This is a genomic window from Planococcus sp. PAMC 21323 (assembly GCF_000785555.1).
Lineage (GTDB): Bacteria > Bacillota > Bacilli > Bacillales_A > Planococcaceae > Planococcus.
Genome location: NZ_CP009129.1, coordinates 2,559,462 through 2,582,380, shown reverse-complemented (window position 1 = coordinate 2,582,380; position 22,919 = coordinate 2,559,462). Strand labels below are relative to the sequence as shown.

Below are 22,919 nucleotides of genomic sequence, written 5' to 3'. Positions count from 1 at the left end.
ATCAAAACCTGTTAGATGAAAGGGGCAATGACGATGAAATTAACTAATTTTGTGAATGGCAATTGGCAACAAACAGAACAGGCGGAATTTAGACCTGTTTTGAATCCAGCAAATGGAGAAGAGTTGGCACAAGTCCGAATGTCTACAGCGGAAGATGTTGATTTAGCTGTGAAAGCCGCAGTAATCGCACAAAAAAAATGGGCAAAAGTACCGGCGCCGAAACGCGCAGATTATTTATATGAGATAGGTCGTTTAATGAAAGAACGAAAAGAACAATTGGCTCAAGTATTAACGAAAGAAATGGGCAAAGTCATTGAAGAAGGACGCGGCGAAGTTCAAGAAGGAATCGACATGGCCTACTATATGGCTGGTGAAGGAAGGCGTATGTTTGGTGAAACGACACCATCAGAACTGGGAGATAAGTTTGCGATGAGTATTCGGTCGCCAATTGGTGTAGTAGGATTAATCACTCCCTGGAACTTCCCTGTAGCAATTGCAACATGGAAATCGTTTCCTGCAATTGTAGGAGGCAACACGTTTATTTGGAAGCCAGCAACAGAAACGCCCATGATGGCTTATGAAATGGCAAAAATCTTTGAAGAAGTAGGTCTTCCAGAAGGGGTTGCTAATATTGTGTTTGGGGCCGGCTCAGAAGTTGGAACGGCACTTTTAGAGCATAAAGATGTTCGAGTTATTTCTTTTACTGGATCGACAGAAACTGGTCGTAAAGTGGCTGAAGCGGGCGGGCGTAATTTGAAGAAAGTGTCTCTAGAAATGGGCGGTAAAAATGCAGTAATTGTGATGGAAGATGCTGACCTAGATTTAGCTGTAGAAGGTATTCTTTGGAGTGCATTTGGCACAGCTGGTCAAAGATGTACAGCCTGTAGTCGGGTAATCGTGCATAAAGACGTTAAAGAAGAACTTCAAAAACGGTTATTAATGAAAATGGAGACATTGACTATAGGAGATGGCACCGATGAAAAAATTAAAATTGGTCCAGTCATCAACCGAAAAGCTATTGAAAAAATACACTCTTATATTGAAATTGGTCAGCAAGAAGGAGCAACTCTACTTGTAGGGGGAGAAATTTTAACAGGCGGCATATACGATAAAGGAAACTATTACGCTCCGACATTGTTTACGAATGTAAAACCAGAGATGCGCATAGCGCAGGAAGAAATATTTGGTCCAGTCGTTTCAATAATCGAAGTGTCGAGTTTAGACGAAGCGATTGAAATTAATAACGGTGTGATTTACGGGTTATCTAGTTCGATTTATACAGCGGATGTAAATCGAGCATTTAAAGCGCAGCGCGATTTAGATACAGGCATCGTTTATATCAACGCCGGAACAACGGGGGCAGAAATTCATTTGCCATTCGGTGGAACTAAAGGAACTGGAAATGGCCATCGCGATTCGGGAGTTGCAGCATTAGACGTCTTTACAGAATGGAAGAGTGTCTATGTTGATTACAGCGGCAAATTGCAACGCGCGCAAATTGATAACGAAGCATGATAGAAAGGGGATGGGGAAATGAAAATCGTCGTATTAGGTGCAGGGTTAATGGGGAAACAAGCCGCAAGAGATTTAGTAGCTAACGAAGCTGTTGAAAAGGTCTTTTTAGCCGATCGAAATAAAGAGCAAACGATGCTTTTCAAAGAGCAACTCGGCAATAATAAGTTAGAAGTATTGGAGTTAGACGCTAGTGATGACGAAGCTTTAGTAGCAGCAATGTCAAAAGGAGATATTGTTATCAATGCATTATTTTATACATTTAATGAAAAAGTGGCTGCTACCGCATTAAAATGTGGTGTGCATTCTGTTGATTTAGGCGGCCATATTGGAGGAGCAACAGACGCAGTTCTTGAAATGCACGAAGAAGCGCAGAAAAAAGGCGTGACACTCATCCCTGATTTAGGTGTAGCACCAGGGATGATCAATATTTTGACAGGATATGGTGCAAGTAAGCTGGACCAAGTATCAGATATTCGCTTGTTTGTTGGAGGCATTCCTGTTCATCCCGAACCTCCGTTAGAATACAATCACGTTTTTTCCTTAGAAGGTGTGTTTGATCATTACACTGATAAATCGCACGTTATTCGTGACGGTAAGTTGCTCGAAGTTGAATCTTTATCGGAAATCGAACACGTACAATTTGAAGATTTCGGAGAACTAGAAGCTTTCCATACTTCTGGGGGAACATCGACATTAACTGAGACGTTTAGTGACGTCCATTCATTGGAGTACAAAACTTTACGTTACAAAGGACATGCCGAGAAGTTTAAATTATTAGTAGAGTTGGGTCTGACAGATCGAACAAAAACGGTGACAGTCGATAACCGTGAAGTAAATCTTCGATCGGTCTTAAAAGCTGTACTTGAGCCGATAACAGAACTTGGAGATAAACAAGACGCTGTTGTTTTAAGGGTGATGGTGTCAGGTCTAAAGGCGGGAGAAGAAGTTACGTACGAATACAATATGGTGACGATAAAAGACCAAAAAACCGGCGTCACCGCGATGGCGCGTGCGACAGCCTATACCATTTCAGTGGTAGCACAAATGATTGGGACAGGAATTATCGATAAACGAGGAGCTTATCCTCCTGAGATGATTGTTCCGGGAGAAGAGTATATAGCTGAAATGGCAAAGCGTGGAGTTGAAATTAAAGAAACGATTCATCGCTCAGCTTTTCAAAAATAAAGGAGTGGGCTGAATAACTCAATTATAAAAGGACGGTTCCTTTAGGAGCCGTCCTTTTATTACTTTTTATCGGATAATCTTGCTATTCTTTTAGCATTGACACTTGAGATGGCGTGTCCACCTCAAAGCGACTAGCACGGTCTTAGTACTTTACAAAGTGTACGAACGGACTTTATGGTTTAAACAAAATCTTCGAGTTGTTTAGGGATTAACATTTTTAAGCTACCAGGCTGTATTTCAATATCGAGCGGTGTTTTTAAATAGATTTCTCCATCTGTATCCACGTCTAATTTCTCTTCAGTGCTAATAGAGATAGATTTCCCTTGATAATGCGTAATGTGCTCTAATTCTTCTGTCATCACTTCAGGTTGAGCCAATGAAAACCACTCCCGTATGGCTGCTAAAGAAGAAGTTTGGATAACAAATAGATCGAGCAATCCATCTGCTGGATCAATTGTTGCGAGCGGGAAGTTATGAGTTCCAATCGATTTGCCGTTCATGACCAGGACGAGTACACCTTCTTCAAGATAGCTAATACCATCAATTTTTAACTCGACTGAAAATGGCGTGGCTTGCCGCATCGATTGTAAGGCACTCATAAAATAACTGATTTTTCCGTAGCGTTCTTTTAATAAAGGGTCAATATTAGATGAGGCATCAGTGATTACTCCGATTCCTGCAAAATTGAGAAATGAGCCTCCGTTAATTTTTCCAGTATCAATTTTTTTCACCTCGCCATTTATCAATTCTCTCGCTGCTAAATCTAAATCTAGTGGAATGTTCAAAGTGCGCGCAAAATCGTTGGCTGTACCGCTGGGTAAAATGGCCATTGGAGCTGGATTAGAGACATTAGCTAATGCACGGACTGCGGAATGAACGGTACCATCTCCACCTGCGATAAAGAGAATGTCTGCATCGTGTGCAGCAGTCTGACAAGAACTTTCAAATTCTTCTGGTGAAGCGGTTTGAATAATTTCGAGTGAATGCGAAGCTTGAGCAATGTGGGGTACGGCTAATCTTAGAACAGAGTCTACCGTAGACTGTCCAGCATTGCCGTTATACAATAATACGGAACGATTGAACTTAGGCATATCTCTTGTCCTCCTGTAAGTCTATTTACTTTAGTAATTCCACTAAATGAAAATTGGTAAACAATAGAATGAAAGTAACTATATTTAGTTAAGAAAGAAGGTTCGAGATGACAACGAAATTGTACTATCAAGATTCAGAGATTTCATCAGCAGTTGTTCAAGTAGTCGATAATGGAAAAGATGAAACGGGTTATTATGTTGTTTTAGACCAAACTTGTTTTTATCCCGAGGGAGGCGGACAACCTGCAGATACGGGAGAAATAGGACCTGCAAAAGTGTGGGATGTACAACTAATCAATGGTGAAATTCGTCATTATATAGATATTGAGCTACCAAAAGAACGTTTTACTACTCAATTGGATGAGCAGAGAAGACTGGATCATATGCAACAACATGCCGGTCAGCATTTATTGAGCGCTTTATTTGAAGATATTTTAGGATTAAAAACTCAAAGTTTTCATTTAGGAAAAGAACGCGTGACGATCGATTTGGATTTAGATACAGCCACAAAAGAACAAATTCAAGAAATTGAAAAAAAAGCTAATGAAATTATTGGAAAAGCTCTTCCAATATCTACGAATTGGGTGAGTGCAGAAAAAGCCAAAACACTGAAATTGAGAAAATCTCCAGCAGTAGAAGGCGATATTCGCTTAGTTGAAATCAAAGGAATTGATTTGAATGCTTGTGGAGGAACCCATCCAAAAAGCACGGCAGAAATTGGTTTACTAAAAATCATTTCAACAGAAAAAAACAAAGGCGGCATACGAGTATATTTTTTATGTGGAAATCGAGCAATGCGATACTTCAATTCTCTAATAGAAACAACAGATCAATTAGTTGTTCATCTAAATGCACCAGCTACAGAATTGACAAAAGCTGCGGAAGCTCTTCTAGCTGAAAAAACGGCAACGAATAAAACGATAAAAAGTCTTCAAGAGCAATTGTTGAACTTAGAAGCAAAAATGATTGTGCCAGAAAACAACCTGATACAAGAAGTTTTTGAAAATCGAACGATAAAAGAATTGCAACAGCTCGCCCGAGTAGTTATTAGTCAGCATACTCTAGCAACAGCGCTGTTTATCAGCAAGATAGAAGACGATATGCGTTTTGTCTGTGCAAAAGGCGAAGACGCACCTGGAGATATGCGAGAGGTATTAAAGCACCTTCTAGCATTAACTGATGGAAAAGGAGGCGGTAATGTACAATTTGCTCAAGGAGGCGGTAAAACGACTGAGCTTCCAGCAACATTCTTGTCTGCCTTTCAGGAAGTAGTAAAAAAATTCGTGTGAAATGTGTAACTTTTCCAGTGCTCCCCTGTCTAATAGAAAAAGGGATGTCTGAAAGGGCGTGAGCGTCGTGAAGAAGAAAAAGTTTTGGATTATTGCTATCGTGGCTGTTACAGTAATTGGTTTAGTATTTGTTGTGCTCAATAACAAAGTATCAGTAAGTGCTTCTCCAATCGCTTTAACAGAGCAGGGATGGAAAGCTAATTTCTCTTCATCTCTTCAGCAAGAAGCTGTAGAGAATGGTGACGTGTACATTACGGATGCACAAGACGAACGTTTAGAAGTCGAGATGTATATCCAAGATAATGGCAAGACGCTAGAAGTAGTAGGCATCTCTACGGGTGAATATCGTTTGCATGTTAAAAGAGCAGCATTGAAGAATAGCTTTATCAAAAGTTTAATAGATACAGAAATTTCATTTAGTGTGCAGGAACAATTAGAGAAGCTTTCCGGAGATGAACAATTACGAGATTATTTTGGTCGATTGATGGAAAGAGATCAAGATAATCAATGGTATGGTGGAGGTATGGAAGAAACATCGGGAACTGAAGACTCTGCGTCTAATAAGAGTGACGGTGCTGTTGCAGAAAATGATTATTCCACTACCAACACACAAGTAGAAGGAGTAGATGAAGCGGATTTAGTAAAAACAGATGGTTCGTACATTTATTCTATTAGCGAATCGCGAGTCGTCATTTCAGATGTGCGAAATCCACAGGAAATGTCGATCGCAGCGGTATTACCATTTACAGAAAACATGTATCCAGAGCAACTTTTCTTAACAGGAGACACATTGGTCGTCATGGGCAGCCGTTATTCAGCTTTTCCAAACGTGAATGCTCGTATGCCACATAGCTGGACGCCACAGATTGGTGTCACTTCTGTTTATTTATATGATGTTAGCAATCCGCAAAATCCAGAACTGATTCGAGATTTTGGTACTGAAGGGTATTTGAACGGGGCTAGATTAACGAACAATATCCTTTATTTTGTAACAAACGTTTATCCAGACTATTGGATGTTAGAAGAACAAGATGAGCCGGAACTTCGTCCTCATCAGTACGATTCGAAACAAGGTGGAGAGCTTCAGCCAGTACCTTATGACAGCATTGCAATTCTTCCAGGGTCAATGGAAGGCAGTTATAGCGTCATTACAGCGATGGATTTGACGGCCCCTGAAACTAGTGCCATTTCAACAGATGGATTTTTAGGCGGAAGTGAACAACTTTATATGAATAAAGATCATTTATATTTAACAGCTCCTGCTTATGTACCATTAAATGACGAAGAAATGCGTGATGGTCAAAGAATGGATATTTGGTTCCCACAACAAGCCAATACTAAAGTATTCAAATTTGGAATAACAGACACAACGGTAGAGTTTATGGCATCTGCAGAAATAAAAGGAGCATTGCTTAACCAATTTTCAATGGATGAATACGATGGTCACTTCCGGGCGGTTACGACAGAAGGAATCACATGGGACTTAACTTCCCCATCAAAAAATCATTTATTTGTTCTAGATAAGCAAATGAATCAAGTTGGGTCGGTAGAAGATTTGGCACCAGGCGAGCGCATTTATTCGGCACGCTTTATTAAAGATAAAGCGTATATGGTGACTTTTAAAGAAACAGATCCACTGTTCGTAATTGATGTTTCAGTTCCATCTTCTCCAAAAGTACTTGGAGAGTTGAAAATACCAGGTTTCTCAAATTACTTGCATCCATTGGATGATCATCATTTAATTGGATTTGGTTATGATACGAAATTAGTACCTGTAAAAAATGGTGAACCTCGTGTTGTTACAGGTGGTATGAAGATTTCGTTGTTTGACGTTAGTGATTTTGAAAATCCATTAGAGAAAGATACCGAGATTATCGGCGGGCCTGGGACCTATTCTGCATTGCAATACGATCACAAAGCATTGTTTACGCATCAAGAAAAAAACCTTTTTGGATTCCCGGTAAGTTTATATGATGAAGCTGAAGAGGAATATATAAAATATGAGGGCGAGGGTGCGTTAGTCTACACCATTACTCCGGATGGTATCTCTAAAGCGGCAAGTTTAATCGAACAAACTAATAATCAATATGGAGATTGGAATACCTTTGTTCAACGTCTTCTTTATATTGATGACGAGTTGTACACAGTAGCAAACGGTGAAATTAAGAGCTACGAATTAGAAAGCTTTAAGCCATTAGGTGATTTGGTATTCGAAAAATAAGAAGAGCACGCTGTTTTTCGCTCTAGACTATAGACAAACTCGACATAGTCGGGAGGTCTATAGTCTTTTTCTCTGAATAAAGAAGCTCTTGTGAAATTCTTCTAGTTGCCGATACATTTAGTTTTTTGTTTAATTGCGTTATGATAAGTAAAGATATTGACTGTGAGAGGAGAGGAACACGTGGCGCAAATAGGAGAGACGAGACGTGAACTTGCCTTGGATTGTTTTCTGTTAGCCGGCAGAATTATGATGGAAAGTGGCGCAGAAACGTATCGTGTTGAAGATACAATGATTCGAATGGCTGTCTCACAAAATATGGTGAACTCTCATTGTTTCGTGACGCCGTCGGGTATCATGTTTTCTCCAAGCGAAGAACTGGCAACGCGATTTGTTCGAATTAATAATCGGAGTACAGACCTTGAGAGGGTAGCCTTGATTAATTCGGTTTCACGGAAATTAGTTGCGGGAGAATATACCTTACAACAGGCATATGACGAAATGCTAGTGATCGATCAAACCAATTATCGGTTTCATATATCGTTACAAATTTTGGCTGCTGCTGTAGCAAGTGGCTGTTTCTTTATATTATTAGGTGGTAAGTGGGCAGACCTTCCATTTGCCTTTCTCTTTGGGGGAACTGGATTTATTATCGTAGAAACCATCTTGATAGAAACGCGAGTAAAGATATTTGCAGAGTTTATCGGTTCTTTTGTTATCGGAATTTTGGCGTCTATCACTGTTTACATTGGATTTGCGTCAGATTTGGATACCTTAATTATTGGGTCTATTATGCCCCTTGTTCCAGGATTGCTAATTACCAATGCGGTTCGTGATTTAATGGCTGGTCATTTCATGTCAGGATTGTCTAAAGGCGCTGAGGCATTTTTAACGGCTTTCGCAATTGGAGCAGGTATTGCGGTTGTTTTATCATTTTAAGGAGGAGATTCGATGAATTGGCCATTAGAAGCATTTCTCAGCTTTTTGGCTGCAGGCGCATTTGGCGTCATCTTTAATACCCCACGCCAAACATTAATCAGTTGTGGATTAGTTGGTATGAGTGGCTGGCTTATTTATCGCATATTCTTTCTGACTTTCGATGACTCGGTTCAGGCTTCTTTTGCAGGCGCTTTTGTGGTTTCCATCGTGGCTCATTTGTTAGCTAAAAAGTTTCGAATGCCGATGATCATTTTTAGTATCGCCGGAATCATTCCTTTGGTACCCGGAAGTAAAGCGTATAATGCTATGCGTAACATTGTAGAAAATAATTATTTAGAAGCCATCGCTTTTGCTTCTGAAGCCATGATGATTTCTGGAGCTGTTGCTATGGGATTGGTTTTTGCTGAAGTGTTGATGCAGCTATTTTTTAAGCGACAAGCAAGAAGAATACAGAAAAAAATGGGCCTGACACAAGAGTAAATCTTGTTTGTCAGTCCCATTTTTATTGGTTTAGTTGATAGCAGCTTGTGCTTTTCTTGATGTCTAGCTCCAGCTGCCAGCCCCTCGAGTCGCTTCAGCCTTTCCGCCAATGGCTGAAGAGCGCCATTATCGGCAAGGCTTCCAGCGCTTGTCGGGACTATACGGCAGCTTACGCTTTTCTTGATGTCTAGCTCCAGCTGCCAGATTCTCGGGTCATAAGCCACTCCAGCTGTGTGGCTGAAAACACGCCACTTCGCTGGAGCGTCTTATGCCTGTCGAATCTACACGGCAGCTTGCGCTTTTCTTGTTACCCTAGCCATTTTTCTAGGTCTGCAGCTGTCATCGGGTGACCGATGATATATCCTTGTAAGCTGTCGCATCCCATGGCGCGTAAAAGTTCGAATTGTTCATTCGTTTCGACACCTTCAGCAGTTACTTGGAAATCGAGGGATTTACCAAACTGAATCATACCGTTTATTAGTTTTTGTATTCTTTCTTGCTTAGTGATGGATTGAATGATCATTTGATCTATTTTTATCGAAGAAATCGGTAATAACAGCATGTAGCGGAACGAAGCATATCCAGTTCCAAAATCATCTAAAGCAAAAGTAATACCTTCTTGGTGAAGGTTCTTCATCTGTGTCATGATTGAACGTTCGGCTTCAGCTTCTAGCGCAAATTTTTCCGTGATTTCAATCATTAATGAACTTGGGTGACAATCATTTAGCTTCAAGTTTTCAAGCAACATCTTCGACATGTCTTTATCTCTAAATTCATGGATAGATGAGTTAATACTAATTTGAAGTTCAATGTTTTTGGCTTTCCAATCTTTTAACTGACGACAAGCCGTTTCGACAACAAAGCTACCGATTTTATTGATCAACCCGTTTTCTTCTGCAATTGGAATAAGTTCATCGGGAGTCACGACGCCGATTTCTGAGTCGGTCCAACGCACAAATGCTTCTACACGCTCAACTTTACCGTTCGTCAAATTGACTATTGGTTGGTATAAGAGTTGTAAATTTTTACGATCTAGTGCATAGATTAAATGTTTTTCGATAGCTGCTTTACGACTTAATCGCTCATGATCATTAGGTGTCAATGCAGAAATTTCGCTACCACCACGCTCTTTTACCTTTTTGATCGTCGCATAAGAAGCTTTAATTAAATGCATAAAGCTCTGCTGGTCTTCAGGGTATTTAGTGATAGCACCACTAACAGTCATAGGTACAGCTGTCCCTTGTAGGTAGATAGGATGTTGTTGCAAATAGTGAAGGAATCCTTCGATAAACCAATTGCTTAAAGGAGTTACTAAAGCGAATTCATGTAAACCGGCACGCGTAATAATGGAATCGGAAAAATACATGCGAAGACGCTTTGTAAATTCAATAAGTAACTCATTTTCAACATCTGTATCTGAGATATCACGTAACGTATAGAAACGATCAATGTCCATAAAAACAAAGGAAAAATGACGTCCTTCTTCTATGTACTCATTCACTATTTGTTCCAATCGATGGCGGTTTTCCAGTCCAGTGATCGGATCGATAAATGCAATTTCTTCAAGGTGTTTTTGAGCTAGCTTATTAGCAGTGATGTCTTTTTCTAGGAAAATATAATAGATGTCTTCACTTGATAGCTGCATAGGAATAGCTGTTAATTCAACCCAGTAGACTTCCCCGTCTTTTTTCACTTTTTTTGCTTCACCATTCCAAACATCCCCTTGTCGTAAAGTCGACAAAATCGAATCGACAAATTGAACGTCCTCATCACTGTCGCCGAACATATGCCAAACAGGCTTACCTAAAATTCGTTTTGGTGTCCATTTACTCGACTTTAAAAATAAAGGGTTGGCGTACGTAATCAAGAATTCATGATCACAATAAAGCATCATGAAAGAGTCGTCTAGGCCATTTCGTAAATGGTTTAACTCGATAGAAGAAGAACCATCTTTATCTGCCTCATTCATTTCGTAAATAGTCATAACATATTGTTGACCATCAAATGTATAGGGTTTAGCGACTACTGTCGTATAAGTTGTAACGCCATCGCCTAGTTCTATTTCAATATTTTCAAATCTTACTGCTTCTTCGGTGTGCAATAACTTCTCCCAAGGATGTTTGTTTAATGCAGCTTTTTCAGGATTCATGTAAGGAGAAAGCTGACCTATAACCGCTTCTGCTTCTATTTGGAAAACATGCTCAGCGCGCTGATTGCACCATGTAACCAAGCCGTTTTTATCGATAATAAGGATTGGGAAGGGAATATGGTTGAAAACAAGGGTGTCAGTTAGTTTTTCTTTTATTTCGCTCATGCATTGACGCTCCTTAACCGTAGTTTACTTTCATTATAGAGAAGAAAAGGTCTATCGTCACCCTTTTCAAAATAATCTCTACTCAAATTTTTAGGATTTTTCTATCCTTTCCTTACTAATCGTGAGAGAATAGGCATAAATCATATGAAATTTGAGGTAAATATATGAACAAGAAATTTTTATTAGTTATTATATTAATGTTTCTTTTCCCTTTTTCCGTTCAAGCCCACACAACTTTGCTGTCTTCGACACCTATTGAAGGCGAAAATATGTCAGAAGCATTATCAGAGGTAGAATTGGTTTTTGGTACTAAAATCGAAGAGGGCAGTACGATGAGTATCGAAGGTGAAAATAATTCTTTCGAATTTGACGAGATAACGATTAAAAATGATTTAATGATTGGTAAGTTTAATGGAACATTGCCAAATGGATCATATCGTATTTTGTGGAATATTATTGGTGAAGATGGACATCCGATTGAAGGCGAAATTGCATTCGGTATGGCAATCGAAAGTGGAGAGAGCGAAACAACAGAAGCAGTTTCAGATACGAATGAAATATCAGTCACATCTGAGAAGAAATCTTCAAAACTTGAAACGGAAAAAAACAGCAATGTACCAGTGACATTCTTATTGGTATTGGCTGCTGTTTTAGCAGTTTATGGTGTTTATAAACTATTGTTGAAGAAGAAATGATGTTCTTTACAGCATTTGCAGATGTACTTCTATATATTGCTTTTTCGTATTTAGTAGGCTTTGTTTTATTGCAGTTTATACCGGAAAACAAAAAACCACTTTTGGCTAGCTCAAAAGTTTTATTATTAATTAGTACAGCTAGCATTCCTTTATTATCTTTTGTTCCTGTTTATGAATTGGCTATGTTTTTACAAAGTAGTGTAAGCCCACTCGAAGCGTATCAAATTGCCATAACGGAGTTTCGTATTGGGCAAGGGTGGATAATTACCTTATTGCTTAGCATTATCTTAGCTATTGCAATTTACTTGAACGGAAATCGCTCTATACAAGCACTTTATATTTTGTTGCTTATTTTAACTGTCGGATTTTATAGTCATGTTTCGACAATAGATTTATGGGTTGGTTTTGCTCTTCATTCGAGTCATATTCTTCTCGTGTCGATTTGGACAGGTGTTTTGCTTCATGTCGCATGGTTTGCAAAAAACGGAGCTAATTGGCGTCCTTTTCTACAATGGTTCACGCCCCTTGCGGTAATCTGTGTTGCGGGCGTATTTGCAAGTGGAATTGTTATTATGTTTTTTTTCGTAGCGCCTGCAGATTATGTGGATTCATGGGCATTGCCTTATGGTCAATTGCTGTTATTGAAACATATCAGTATTATTCCGGTTCTTTTAGCGGCAATGATCAACGGGTTTCTTAACAAACAAAAAGAATTTCAACAAGTGTGGTTAAAAGTTGAAAGTTTGCTCTTACTTTTTGTTTTTGTGTTTACGGCTATTATGAGCAAACAAGCTCCACCTCACGATGTTAATGATACTTTGCGGATTGAAGGCAGTGGTTGGTTTATTGAAAAGTTATCAGGACCTTTCTACATACCTATTGGGGCTAAACTGGATTTAACGTTAAATGGGTCTTTGCTAATAGCGCTCAGTTTTTTATGTTTAAGCGTCATGCTGGTGGTTTTTTTCAAAAAAGCAAATGCTTGGTTGGCTCTTCTTTTCAGTATTGGCTTTATTGGTTGTTTTTATATAGGATTGATGATGAATCTATCATTTTAAAAAACTAAACCAATCTATTTAGATTGGTTTTTCTATAGGGAGGAGTATGTGAATGGAACGATTAAAAGGAGTTTCTATGATATTGATTGGGGCTATTTTGTGGGGAGCCACAGGACCTTTAATGGAATGGGTAATGAATAATTACACTATTTCAGTGCCATTTATCATAACCTTTCGTTTAACAGTAGCAGGAACTTTACTACTTTTGTTTTTAAAGATGAAAGGCGTTCGTATTACGGCTATTTTTCGTAATAAGTACTGGATTCGCCCCTTGCTAATTTTTTCGTTATTTGGCATGTTGGGTGTTCAGTATAGCTTTGTGGCAGCAATCGAAGCAAGTAATGCTGTTGTAGCAACATTAATGCAGTTTTTGGCTCCGCTATACATCATAGTTTTTGTATCCATAACGCATAAGAAACTACCGCCTCTCTATCAAGTTGTCGGGATATTAGGGACGTTAGCCGGCTTATTTTTGCTGTTGACGAATGGAAAACCTGATCAATTGATTATTAGCGAAGAAGCTTTGTTTTGGGGAGTTCTAGTGGGACTAGCGTTTACTTTCTATACGCTTTATCCCGCTCGCCTTATGCAAGAGTGGGGCGTGCTGCTTATCGTAGCTTGGTCCATGCTTTTTGGCGGAATATTTATAGGGTTGATTAACCCAACTACGTTGATTAATGAATTTGCAATTTTGGCAGAACCAGCAGTAAGTGGATCAATCATAGGGATTATTATTTTTGGGACCGCCGCATTTGTGTTATTTCTTAGCAGTATGCGTTATATTACACCCGTTGAAACTAGTATCTTGTCTTCTTTTGAACCATTGACAGCGATGGTCATATCCATGATTTGGTTTGGTCAAATTTTATCCCCAGTTCAATTAGGAGGCGCACTTGCGATGTTGGTATTTGTCGCATGGTTATCTCTTGCTGGAAATCCCAAAAAGAAGAAAAACAAAAACAAATTACCGCAAGTAATAAATTAAAAGAATAGTAATTTAAAGAAAAGCGGTGCTCAATTTGAGTATCGCTTTTCTTTAATGGAATAGATTGCTATTCGATATCTGAAAATTGTGGCATACTATTTAGTATAAAGGTTCGGGTTTCGAAACGTTTAGGGGGAACGCTCGTGAAAACAGTTTTTTCATATGCAAAACCATATAAATTTTATATTGTCATTGCACTTATATTAATGTTACTAGAATTAGCAGTGGAATTAATGCAACCGTTAGTCATTGCAAGCATTATTGACAAAGGAATTGTCGCAAGAGACCAAGATATCATCATTCAATTAGGAATTGTATTGATGGCTCTTTCAGTGATTGCTTTTGCTTCAGGAATCATCAATTCGTATTTTGCAGCGCATGCTTCTCAAAGTTTTTCTTTTGACTTACGGCAAGCTGTGTATGGGAAGATCCAATCATTTTCATTAGCAATGTTTAATAAATTCCCAGCATCTGGGCTTATTACAAGACTAACGAGTGATGTGACATTGGTTCAACAAGTATTGTATATGGGCTTGCGAATTATGTTGCGCGCACCACTTCTTGTTGTCGGAAGTATGATTATGGCTTTTGTAGTTAATCCTAAATTGGCATTATATTTAGTGATTGTCTTTCCGTTTTTGCTTGCATTTCTTTATATTATGGTAAAAAAAGGCGTGTCGTATTTTGGATTTGTTCAAAAACGACTTGATCGGGTCAATCGAATTGTTCAAGAAAACCTTCAAGCTGTACGTTTGATCAAAGCGTATTTGCGTGGGAAATACGAAGCAAACCGTTTTTCTGAAGTTGCGGGAGATTTAAAAATAGATACCGTAAAAGCATTCCGAATCATGGAAATTATTTTACCGATTTTGTTATTTGGAATGAACGTGTCGTTACTCGCTGTTTTATGGTTTGGTGCTTTTGAAATTCGAGCGGGCGGAGCACAAATTGGTGAATTAGTGGCGATTGTCAACTACGCAATGCGCATGACCGGTGCTTTTTCGATGTTTTCGTTTATTATTATGATTTTTGCACGAGCAAAAGCATCTTCTGAGCGACTAGAAGAAGTGCTGCTTGCAGAAGACGGACATGAACAAGAAGATGTTGGAGAAAAAGAAGCTATACGCCCAGGAGAAGTCCGTTTCGACAACGTATCATTCATGTACCCTGGAACAAACAAGGCTGTATTAAAGAATATTTCTTTTGAATTACAACCTAATGAAAAACTAGCAATTATGGGAGCTACAGGATCAGGAAAGTCTACGTTACTGCAGTTGCTACCGCGTTTTTACGATGCAACAGAAGGCGTTGTTTCATTGCATGGTCGTGATGTTACCGAATGGTCGATGCGTGAACTACGTAAAACCATTGGCATTGTCCCGCAACAATCGTTACTTTTTACAGGAACAATTTCCAATAACCTTGCTTGGGGGAAAGACGAAGTTGTACAAGATGAATTAGCGGATGCTGCGATTAAAGCACAAATCCATGAAACCGTTGAACGCTTCCCGAAAGGTTATTCCACTCGCGTTGGTCAAAAAGGCGTGAATTTATCGGGAGGGCAAAAACAACGGCTGTCAATTGCACGAGCTTTAGTTCGCAATCCATCGATTTTAGTTTTAGATGATAGTACGAGCGCATTAGATGTTAAAACCGAAGGCGCGTTATGGGAAGAGCTTGAACAAGAACATGCGACAATGCTCGTAGTTACACAAAAAATTCGAACAGCGATGAGAGCAGACCGGATTTTATTGTTAGAAGAAGGGCAGATTTCTGCTTACGGGACGCATGAACATTTAATGTATCATTCGGAACTGTATCGTCAAATTGCAATGTCTCAACAAGAAGAGGAGGTGGATGAATATGTTTGATGCCATCCGTCGACCATTTGGTTATGAACCCATTTTGACAAAAGAAGATTTAACCAAAAAGAAGGATAAAAAAGATGAACGTGCAAAAAACTGGAAATCGACCCTTTTGAAAATATGGAAGTTAGTCGATGAGCAGCGCTTTTTATTAATTGTTGTATTGGCGCTTGTGTTTGTCAGCTCAGCGATGGCGTTGCTTGGACCGTATTTAATCGGTTTTATTATTGATGAATATATTGTTCCTCAAAGTTTTAGCGGAATGGGTATGGTCGTACTTTGGCTGATTTTGGTTTATATTGGCCATTCTGTATCTTTGTATTTACAAAATTTCTGGATGGTTGGGATTGCTCAACAAGTGATTTATCGCTTACGGACAAGACTTTTTTCACATCTTCAACGATTGCCTGTGACGTTTTTTGATAAGCGACAGCACGGAGAATTGATGAGTCGAATGACCAACGATATTGAAAACGTTTCATCTACTTTGAACACATCATTTATTCAGGTATTTTCAAGCATATTAACCTTAACGGGTACAGCGATCGTCATGTTGACCCTTAGTCCATTATTGACGCTATTAACATTAATTATTATTCCGCTTATGTATGTATCCATTCAATGGATTACTAAACGTACGAGCAGGCTGTATAAAGAACAACAAAAGGCTATTGGTGAATTAAATGGCATGATTGAAGAAACCATTTCTGGCCAAAAGATTGTCAAAGCTTTTTCACAAGAACCGCGTGTCATGGAAGAGTTTCGGGAAAAAAGTGAAAACCTCCGTCAAGCTGGATTTTGGGCATGGACTTATGCTGGATTTATTCCAAAAGTCATGAACTTTTTGAATAACGGCAGTTTTGCGGTTGTTGCGGGTGTCGGTGGGATTCTCGCTTTAAATGGTTCGGTTTCTATTGGAGTTATCGTTATTTTTACTGAGTATTCACGGCAATTTACACGGCCATTAAATGATTTGGCAAACCAGTTTAATACGGTGTTATCAGCGATTGCTGGGGCAGAACGTGTTTTTGCTATTATGGACGAAACAGAAGAAAAAGATGATTTAGTGTTGAATGTTGATAAAAAACTAAAAGGTGAAGTAGTTTTCGATCAGGTTTCTTTTAAGTACGAAGGAGCAGAAGAAGACTGGACCATTAACGATGTTAGTTTTACCGTCGGCATTGGTCAAACAACGGCTTTGGTTGGAGCAACGGGAGCTGGCAAAACAACCATCATGCAACTATTAGCGCGTTTCTACGATGCTAATAAAGGGGAGATTCGCTTGGATGGTTTACCGATTGCTTCCATGCCGCGTGAAACATTACGGAAACAAATTGCTTTTGTGCTGCAAGATCCATTTTTGTTCGAAGCGACAGTTAGTGAAAATATTCGTTACGGCAAACTTGACGCAACAGATGAAGAAGTAATAGAAGCTGCCAAAGGTGCTAACGCACACGAATTTATCGAAAAGCTACCAAATGGTTACGATACGATTTTAACAGGCGACGGTTCGATGATTAGTCAAGGTCAAAAGCAATTGCTGTCTATTGCACGCGCATTGATTGCAGATCCTGTTATTTTATTGCTAGACGAAGCCACAAGTAGCATCGATACGGTTACAGAGCTAAAAATTCAAGAAGCATTAGAGCGTCTTATGGCAGGACGTACAAGTTTCGTTATCGCACACCGACTGAATACCATCCGTAAGGCGGATTTAGTACTCGTCATGGAGATGGGAAAATTAGTAGAGTCAGGTACGCAGCAACAATTACTAGATGCAAAAGGCATATATGCTAACATGCTATCAGAAGCAAAATTATAAGGTTAGGTCTGCTCCCGTTTATACGGAGCAGACCTTTTTCTTTATTTTCATAACGCCACTCTTTCCTGCGGTGTGATAGGATAAAAATACCGAATGATTTTAATAAACAGCTAAAATCGTGAACAAACCAAATCAAGTTAATAGGAGGTGTTAAATTGGATTTATCATTATCAATTAGTTCATTTCCAGTAGATGAGCAAACAGCTAACGATATGACGAAATTACTAGAAAATTTGCCAGCTGAATCGTGGTCAGTACTTCATCCGACTTTATGGAAAGCTGCAGATGCAAGAGGGTTTGCAGTACTTGCATATACGGAACAAGAGGAGTTAATCGGTGTAGCAACAGCAGCAGATATGGTGGGATTACACCATTACGAATGGTCACTATACGTCCACCCAGAGTACAGAAGATTGTCACTGGGTACTGCTTTATCAGATGGCATTTCGCACGGCTTAGCGCAACGTCAGGCCGAAAGTGAATTAGTAGCGTTTGTAGAGGATATAGAAATCGCTGGATTCATGGAGAGTTTAGCATATGAACTTGATTTTCATGAAATTCTTCTTTCCGCAGAGCCATTACCAGAAAGTAAACTACCGGATGATTTAATAATCGCGCCTTTAACAGGACAAGCGGAAGAGGTAACTAAGCTATTAATAGCTGCATTTGATGACACGATTTTACCGATTTTAGAACATAATATGGTGGACTCAGAAAGAGAAATCTGGCTGCTTCAAAAAGATCAACAAGTGCTTGGAACTGCAACGCTCGTGACTGAAGAGCAGGTTTTATGGGTTACAGCATTTGCAGTTCACCCGGACCATCAGGGCAAAGGATATGGCAAACAACTATTGAAATGGTGCCGTGAGTTGGCGTATAAGCGAGAATTGAACGCAGTCCATCTTGATGTTGAAACAACTAACCAAGCATTACACGTGTACGAGAAGTCTGGATTTGACCGTATGCAAACCGTTTCTTATTGGAAGTCAAAAACGGACTTATAAACCAATACGAGTATTTACGAACTAGCACTATTTATAGAATAGGTGAACAGTAAAACTAGCTGAGCTAAAGCCGAGATGAAACGGAGTGATAGGGATGAACAACTACGAAAATGGCCAAAATATTGCTGCAGCATCCGAAAAAAACATCCGAACGGATTTTAAAGAAAGCATGACTTATGGTGATTATCTTCATCTTGATAAACTATTAACTGCACAAGAAGGTGTGAGTGGACATCATGATGAAACCTTATTCATCATTATTCATCAAGTATCGGAATTATGGATGAAATTGATTTTACATGAGCTGCAATCAGCTATTGATCATATCGGAAAAGACGACCTTCAGCCAGCATTCAAGCAGCTAGCAAGAGTATCTCGCATACAATCACAAATCATTCAAGGTTGGGATGTCTTGTCGACATTAACACCTGCAGAGTATATGGAATTCCGCGATGATCTAGGTAATGCTAGTGGATTCCAATCTTATCAATACCGAATGATTGAGTTTGCTCTTGGCTACAAAACGAAACACGTGTTGAAAATTTACGAAAAAGATGCACCGCTTCATGCCGAATTAGAAAAAGCATTTAATGCACCAGGACTCTATGATGCCGCGATTCAAAAGCTGGCGAGAAGTGGCTTTGTCATAGATAAAGAAGTTTTAGAGCGAGACGTGAGCATGGTTTATGAATCCAACGAAAGTGTCCGTGAAGCTTGGAAAATTGTGTACCGCGATGTAGATACGCACTGGGAGCTTTATCAACTTGCAGAAAAACTAGTGGATATTGAAGACTGGCTTCAGCAATGGCGTTTCCGTCACATGAAAACAGTCGAGCGCATTATCGGATTCAAACAAGGAACAGGCGGTTCATCAGGAGTTAATTATTTGAAGAAAGTACTAGATCAATACTTCTTCCCGGAACTATGGGAAATAAGAACCGATATTTAGGAGGGTTTTTGTGAAAATTTTTGCTCATAGAGGTTGCTCGGGCTCATATCCCGAAAATACGTTAGCAGCCTTTCGTGCAGCGGCTGAATTGCCAATTACAGGCGTAGAAATTGACGTTCACCTAACAAAAGATGGTGAAATCGTCATTATTCATGATGAAAAAGTCAATCGTACAACCAATGGCAAAGGCTATGTAAAAGAATTAACATTAAAAGAGTTAAAGCAATTAGATTGCGGTTCTTGGTATTCAGAAGAATGGAGCGGGGAAAAAATTCCTACGCTAGATGAAGTATTCGATATCTTTGAAGACACAAACCATCGTCTAAACATCGAAATAAAATCAGATGTTTTTCCGTACGATGGCTTGGCTGATAAAGTAATTGATTTGGCCGCAAAGCGCGGGTTTAGAAATCGTATTCTATTATCCTCTTTTAATCATGAAGACATTCAATCTGTTGTACAAGGAAAACAAGTAGAAAGTGCCATTTTAACCTTTGAAGTATTAGTAGATGTTTATGATTATGCACGAGTAATCGGAACAAAACGAATCCATGTATCTTTGCCTTCAGCTTTTAGAAAGATGACGACTGACGCTTTACGAAAAGGCGCAATTGTTTATGTTTATACAGTTAATGATATAAGTTATGCAGAAGAACTCCAAAGAATTGGTGTCCATGGTATTTTTACGGATTATCCAGAAAAAATGTTGGCACATTTCGAATAAAAAAGACGCGTCGAGAATCCGACGCGTCTTTTTGTTTTACCATTTCGCATAATATTCATCAATAGAACCAAGAAGCTGTGTAATCTTTAATTTTTTTCCATCTGAATAGCGAACATAACCATTATAATAACCAAACAATTGATGGACTTCCGATTTGACAAGACGTGCATCGGTTTTGGTTGTACGTTCAAAAAACGGAGAAAAAGTTAGCCGCACATCATCGGAAAACTTACTGTGAATCAGCCACGGTTTCTTATAATTTTCGCGGTCATAATGAAACAAAACATCTTCATGTATTTTTGTCATTTTGCCGTTAACAAAAAAAGCGTTTTCTGTCATTCCGGTACCATCTGTCCACTTTCCACCTAAATTCAGACCAATAACTTTTCCAAGTGAACGTTGCGAAGCCATTGCCCAATTCCAATGAGATTCTCGTGGCAAAACGCCTCGCCCATAATCTAGTACTGCAAAACTATCGAGTTTCTCAAATTCGAAACGCTGGTTTCCTATCTTTACCATGCCGCTGACTGGAAGAGATGTATGTTTCCCAGTAAATTGAAAGGTTTGGCGATTCCAAGGAACAACGACATTTAAGGATTCGTAATTTTTAGGATGGGAAATAACCAGTATTGCTTCTAAATCTTCTCCATCAAATTCTTTTACGCTAACGGTTAAATGTGTGGCATCTTGGCTATATACAGATTCAATCGTCATAGCATCACTTCGGAAGTAACAAGGATCTAATACATTATCGGATAGTTTCACATGTCGGGTATATGGCAGCACAACGGTTTTCTCATAAAAACGTTGTGTTTCATAATTTAAGAAATACACAAAACAGACGGTCGCATAGTCCAAGTGGGAAATAGTTGCCGAAAATAAGATCTCATCTCCGAATACACACCAATAGTTCCACTTTTTTTTACGCAAAAAATTTCCACGTAAATTGCTTTCTACCAATGGCTGCTTTGCATATCCAATAGCATTGGGATTTAATTGGCCTTTTGCATCACAAAGTTTTACGAATTCAGTAATCTCTCGTTCTACATGTTGCATTAAATCCACCTCACGGTTATTCATCTCCTCTTATTGTATCAGAACAAAACGAGAATATCCGTTGGGACCATTGTATTCATGACAAAAGTCTGAAAAATAAAACAAGCGATATGCAATTAGTCTCTGATATGTGTTAGAAAGTTTCTTTTCTCCAAAGAAATGCGATAGTGCCTTCTCCTGCGTGAACGGCAAGTGAAGAACTTAAATCACCGATTAATATATCTGCATCAGGAATTTCTTTTAATACTAGCTGTTTCAGGTTCTCAGCTTCTTTCAGTACATTGCCATGCATAATCTGAAAGCGACGCACGCCAAAGTCCGCATGATCCTTTTTCGCATGGTTAATCAAATACTGAATAGCTTTTTTATGGGAACGAACTTTGTCGATAGGCTGTAGCTCGCCTTCACGAGTAAGTTGGACAATTGGTTTGATCTGAAGCAAGCTGCCCAAATAATATTGAGCACCGCTCATGCGTCCACCTTTGTAAAGTTGCGTTAAATTGCCAATCAAAATATAGTTCCTGAAGTTTTCTGTTTCTTTTGCAAGTTTCAGTGCGATTTCTTCGGCTGAATGTTCCTGCTCTTGAAGTTTCAGACCACGCTCAATCAAGCCGGATAAGCCATAAGACAAAGCTAGCGAATCGATTGTATAAACTTTAAAGTCGCTCATTTCAGCACCCGCTGTAGAAGAAGCGATAGTACCGCTAAGTTTTGCAGAAGCATGAACAGCAATGGCACATTCATATTCTTCTTTCAATCGATCATACAACTCTGCAAACTTGCCAGCAGAGGGCTGGGAGGTTTTTGGGAAACTAGTTGATGCTTTAATGCGTTTGTAAAGGTCTTCGTTCGTTAAATCTATTCCATCATCAATAAATTCTTCCGTACCGAGGTGAATATTTAAGGGAACGACGTAAACATCCGGATGAGCTTTAAATTCTTCTGTAACGAATCCTGTTGTATCAATGATCCAAGCAATCGGTTTCTTCATAAAAAAACCCCTATCTTTTTAGAATAATTAGAATACAAAAACTATACCATGGATAATATTCTAACGGTAGTGTGAGCTATATAAAGGTTTTATACCTATTTAAAACTCAACGAAACCGGCTTTTAAAGGATTCTTGAATATCGTATTTATGTTTAATGACAATAATAATAATTGCCATTACTAATGGCCAGACCACAATCCAAACTTGAAGGAAAAAAGCCATTATAATAAATCCTGCAAAACTTGCTAGCATGGATAGCGTCGCACTTTTTAACCAAGGATAAAAGGCGAAAAACAAGATAAACATTACTAAAAACAAATCAGGTGTTAAACAAAAGCTGACACCGATAAAAGTTGCAATTCCTTTACCCCCACGGTATTTGAGCCAAAATGGAAACAGATGCCCAACAATAACGGCTAAGCCAGCCACAGCGATTGCCCAAATGGAGAAGTCGAAAAAGAAACCAATCCAAACAACTAATGCTCCTTTACCAGCATCACCGAGAAATGTTAAAAAAAAGGCGGTCTTTCCGAGAGTGACACCCGCATTTCTAGCACCAAGGTTCCCACTACGTTGTTGGCGTAAATCGACGCCTTTCCATTTACCGATCCACCAAGCTGTTAGTAAATTGCCGATAAAATAGGATACTAACCAGTAAACAATCATAAAGTACCTCCAGTTTTACTATAGAAAAAATTGAAGGCCTTCCCTACATAATGGGAAGGCCTTTATAGGGAA

19 protein-coding genes are annotated in these 22,919 nt (G+C 39.1%); 14 read left to right on the top strand and 5 right to left on the bottom strand.

Features of this window, described 5'->3' with window-relative positions:
- Positions 1-33: 33 nt before the first annotated feature.
- Both PLANO_RS12715 and PLANO_RS12710 read left to right on the top strand, forming a co-directional pair.
- Positions 34-1,515, top strand: coding sequence for an aldehyde dehydrogenase family protein (locus PLANO_RS12715; protein WP_038704814.1), 1,482 nt, complete (start codon positions 34-36; stop codon positions 1,513-1,515).
- A gap of 18 nt (positions 1,516-1,533) precedes the next feature.
- On the top strand, positions 1,534-2,700 hold the full coding sequence (locus PLANO_RS12710; RefSeq protein WP_038704813.1) for a saccharopine dehydrogenase family protein: 1,167 nt from the start codon (positions 1,534-1,536) through the stop codon (positions 2,698-2,700).
- A gap of 179 nt (positions 2,701-2,879) precedes the next feature.
- On the opposite strand, the gene PLANO_RS12705 is transcribed toward PLANO_RS12710, so the two are convergent.
- A complete protein-coding gene (locus tag PLANO_RS12705) occupies positions 2,880-3,791 on the bottom strand; it encodes a diacylglycerol/lipid kinase family protein (protein ID WP_038704812.1) in 912 nt (303 codons plus the stop codon).
- 107 nt (positions 3,792-3,898) lie between these two features.
- On the opposite strand from PLANO_RS12705, the gene PLANO_RS12700 reads away from it, so the two are divergent.
- From PLANO_RS12700 to PLANO_RS12685, 4 genes are all read left to right on the top strand, one after another.
- Positions 3,899-5,080 (top strand): serine-tRNA(Ala) deacylase AlaX, encoded by a 1,182-nt coding sequence (locus tag PLANO_RS12700; protein ID WP_038704811.1) that lies wholly within the window; start codon positions 3,899-3,901, stop codon positions 5,078-5,080.
- Positions 5,081-5,147: 67 nt separating this feature from the next.
- The gene (locus tag PLANO_RS12695; protein WP_038704810.1) at positions 5,148-7,301 is read left to right on the top strand and encodes a beta-propeller domain-containing protein; all 2,154 of its coding nucleotides are present in this window, start codon (positions 5,148-5,150) and stop codon (positions 7,299-7,301) included.
- Between the two features lie 180 nt (positions 7,302-7,481).
- Entirely contained in the window at positions 7,482-8,237 is a 756-nt protein-coding gene (locus tag PLANO_RS12690) for a threonine/serine exporter family protein (protein WP_038704809.1), read from the top strand.
- Between the two features lie 12 nt (positions 8,238-8,249).
- Entirely contained in the window at positions 8,250-8,717 is a 468-nt protein-coding gene (locus tag PLANO_RS12685) for a threonine/serine exporter family protein (RefSeq protein ID WP_038704808.1), read from the top strand.
- A 307-nt stretch (positions 8,718-9,024) separates the two neighbouring features.
- Here the strand turns inward: PLANO_RS12685 and PLANO_RS12680 are convergent, their stop codons facing one another.
- Positions 9,025-11,031 carry a sensor domain-containing protein gene (locus PLANO_RS12680; protein WP_038704807.1) on the bottom strand — a complete coding sequence of 669 codons (2,007 nt, stop codon included), beginning with the start codon at positions 11,029-11,031 and terminating at the stop codon, positions 9,025-9,027.
- Positions 11,032-11,195: 164 nt separating this feature from the next.
- Here PLANO_RS12680 and PLANO_RS12675 point away from each other — a divergent pair, with 164 nt between their 5' ends.
- From PLANO_RS12675 to PLANO_RS12640, 8 genes are all read left to right on the top strand, one after another.
- Positions 11,196-11,726 (top strand): copper resistance CopC family protein, encoded by a 531-nt coding sequence (locus PLANO_RS12675; protein ID WP_038704806.1) that lies wholly within the window; start codon positions 11,196-11,198, stop codon positions 11,724-11,726.
- Positions 11,726-12,784: a copper resistance D family protein gene (locus PLANO_RS12670; RefSeq protein ID WP_231554725.1), complete on the top strand. Its 1,059-nt coding sequence runs from the start codon at positions 11,726-11,728 to the stop codon at positions 12,782-12,784. Before PLANO_RS12675 ends, PLANO_RS12670 begins: the two co-directional genes overlap by 1 nt.
- Positions 12,785-12,836: 52 nt before the next feature.
- Positions 12,837-13,769 carry a DMT family transporter gene (locus PLANO_RS12665; RefSeq protein WP_038704804.1) on the top strand — a complete coding sequence of 311 codons (933 nt, stop codon included), beginning with the start codon at positions 12,837-12,839 and terminating at the stop codon, positions 13,767-13,769.
- 143 nt (positions 13,770-13,912) lie between these two features.
- On the top strand, positions 13,913-15,640 hold the full coding sequence (locus PLANO_RS12660) for an ABC transporter ATP-binding protein (protein ID WP_038704803.1): 1,728 nt from the start codon (positions 13,913-13,915) through the stop codon (positions 15,638-15,640).
- On the top strand, positions 15,633-17,456 hold the full coding sequence (locus PLANO_RS12655) for an ABC transporter ATP-binding protein (RefSeq protein ID WP_156108909.1): 1,824 nt from the start codon (positions 15,633-15,635) through the stop codon (positions 17,454-17,456). Before PLANO_RS12660 ends, PLANO_RS12655 begins: the two co-directional genes overlap by 8 nt.
- 155 nt (positions 17,457-17,611) lie before the next feature.
- Positions 17,612-18,460, top strand: a complete 849-nt coding sequence (locus PLANO_RS12650) for a GNAT family N-acetyltransferase (protein ID WP_038704801.1) — start codon at positions 17,612-17,614, stop codon at positions 18,458-18,460.
- 94 nt (positions 18,461-18,554) lie between these two features.
- A complete protein-coding gene (gene kynA / locus PLANO_RS12645) occupies positions 18,555-19,409 on the top strand; it encodes a tryptophan 2,3-dioxygenase (RefSeq protein ID WP_038704800.1) in 855 nt (284 codons plus the stop codon).
- Between the two features lie 10 nt (positions 19,410-19,419).
- Entirely contained in the window at positions 19,420-20,133 is a 714-nt protein-coding gene (locus PLANO_RS12640) for a glycerophosphodiester phosphodiesterase (RefSeq protein ID WP_038704799.1), read from the top strand.
- A 36-nt stretch (positions 20,134-20,169) separates the two neighbouring features.
- Here PLANO_RS12640 and PLANO_RS12635 read toward each other — a convergent pair whose 3' ends face one another.
- From PLANO_RS12635 to PLANO_RS12625, 3 genes are all read right to left on the bottom strand, one after another.
- Positions 20,170-21,189 (bottom strand): DUF2804 domain-containing protein, encoded by a 1,020-nt coding sequence (locus tag PLANO_RS12635; protein WP_038704798.1) that lies wholly within the window; start codon positions 21,187-21,189, stop codon positions 20,170-20,172.
- A gap of 133 nt (positions 21,190-21,322) precedes the next feature.
- Entirely contained in the window at positions 21,323-22,180 is an 858-nt protein-coding gene (locus tag PLANO_RS12630; RefSeq protein WP_038704797.1) for a DegV family protein, read from the bottom strand.
- 106 nt (positions 22,181-22,286) lie between these two features.
- Positions 22,287-22,847, bottom strand: a complete 561-nt coding sequence (locus tag PLANO_RS12625; protein ID WP_038704796.1) for a glycerol-3-phosphate acyltransferase — start codon at positions 22,845-22,847, stop codon at positions 22,287-22,289.
- Positions 22,848-22,919: the final 72 nt, after the last annotated feature.

Excerpts from the sequence above, each read along its gene's own strand:
- PLANO_RS12715 (WP_038704814.1), top strand. The coding sequence starts at position 34 with ATGAAATTAACTAATTTTGTGAATGGCAATTGGCAACAAACAGAACAG.
- PLANO_RS12710 (WP_038704813.1), top strand. The coding sequence starts at position 1,534 with ATGAAAATCGTCGTATTAGGTGCAGGGTTAATGGGGAAACAAGCCGCA.
- PLANO_RS12705 (WP_038704812.1), bottom strand. The coding sequence starts at position 3,791 with ATGCCTAAGTTCAATCGTTCCGTATTATTGTATAACGGCAATGCTGGA.
- PLANO_RS12700 (WP_038704811.1), top strand. The coding sequence starts at position 3,899 with ATGACAACGAAATTGTACTATCAAGATTCAGAGATTTCATCAGCAGTT.
- PLANO_RS12685 (WP_038704808.1), top strand. The coding sequence starts at position 8,250 with ATGAATTGGCCATTAGAAGCATTTCTCAGCTTTTTGGCTGCAGGCGCA.
- PLANO_RS12680 (WP_038704807.1), bottom strand. The coding sequence starts at position 11,031 with ATGAGCGAAATAAAAGAAAAACTAACTGACACCCTTGTTTTCAACCAT.
- PLANO_RS12675 (WP_038704806.1), top strand. The coding sequence starts at position 11,196 with ATGAACAAGAAATTTTTATTAGTTATTATATTAATGTTTCTTTTCCCT.
- PLANO_RS12670 (WP_231554725.1), top strand. The coding sequence starts at position 11,726 with ATGTTCTTTACAGCATTTGCAGATGTACTTCTATATATTGCTTTTTCG.
- PLANO_RS12665 (WP_038704804.1), top strand. The coding sequence starts at position 12,837 with ATGGAACGATTAAAAGGAGTTTCTATGATATTGATTGGGGCTATTTTG.
- PLANO_RS12655 (WP_156108909.1), top strand. The coding sequence starts at position 15,633 with ATGTTTGATGCCATCCGTCGACCATTTGGTTATGAACCCATTTTGACA.
- kynA (WP_038704800.1), top strand. The coding sequence starts at position 18,555 with ATGAACAACTACGAAAATGGCCAAAATATTGCTGCAGCATCCGAAAAA.
- PLANO_RS12635 (WP_038704798.1), bottom strand. The coding sequence starts at position 21,189 with ATGCAACATGTAGAACGAGAGATTACTGAATTCGTAAAACTTTGTGAT.
- PLANO_RS12630 (WP_038704797.1), bottom strand. The coding sequence starts at position 22,180 with ATGAAGAAACCGATTGCTTGGATCATTGATACAACAGGATTCGTTACA.
- PLANO_RS12625 (WP_038704796.1), bottom strand. The coding sequence starts at position 22,847 with ATGATTGTTTACTGGTTAGTATCCTATTTTATCGGCAATTTACTAACA.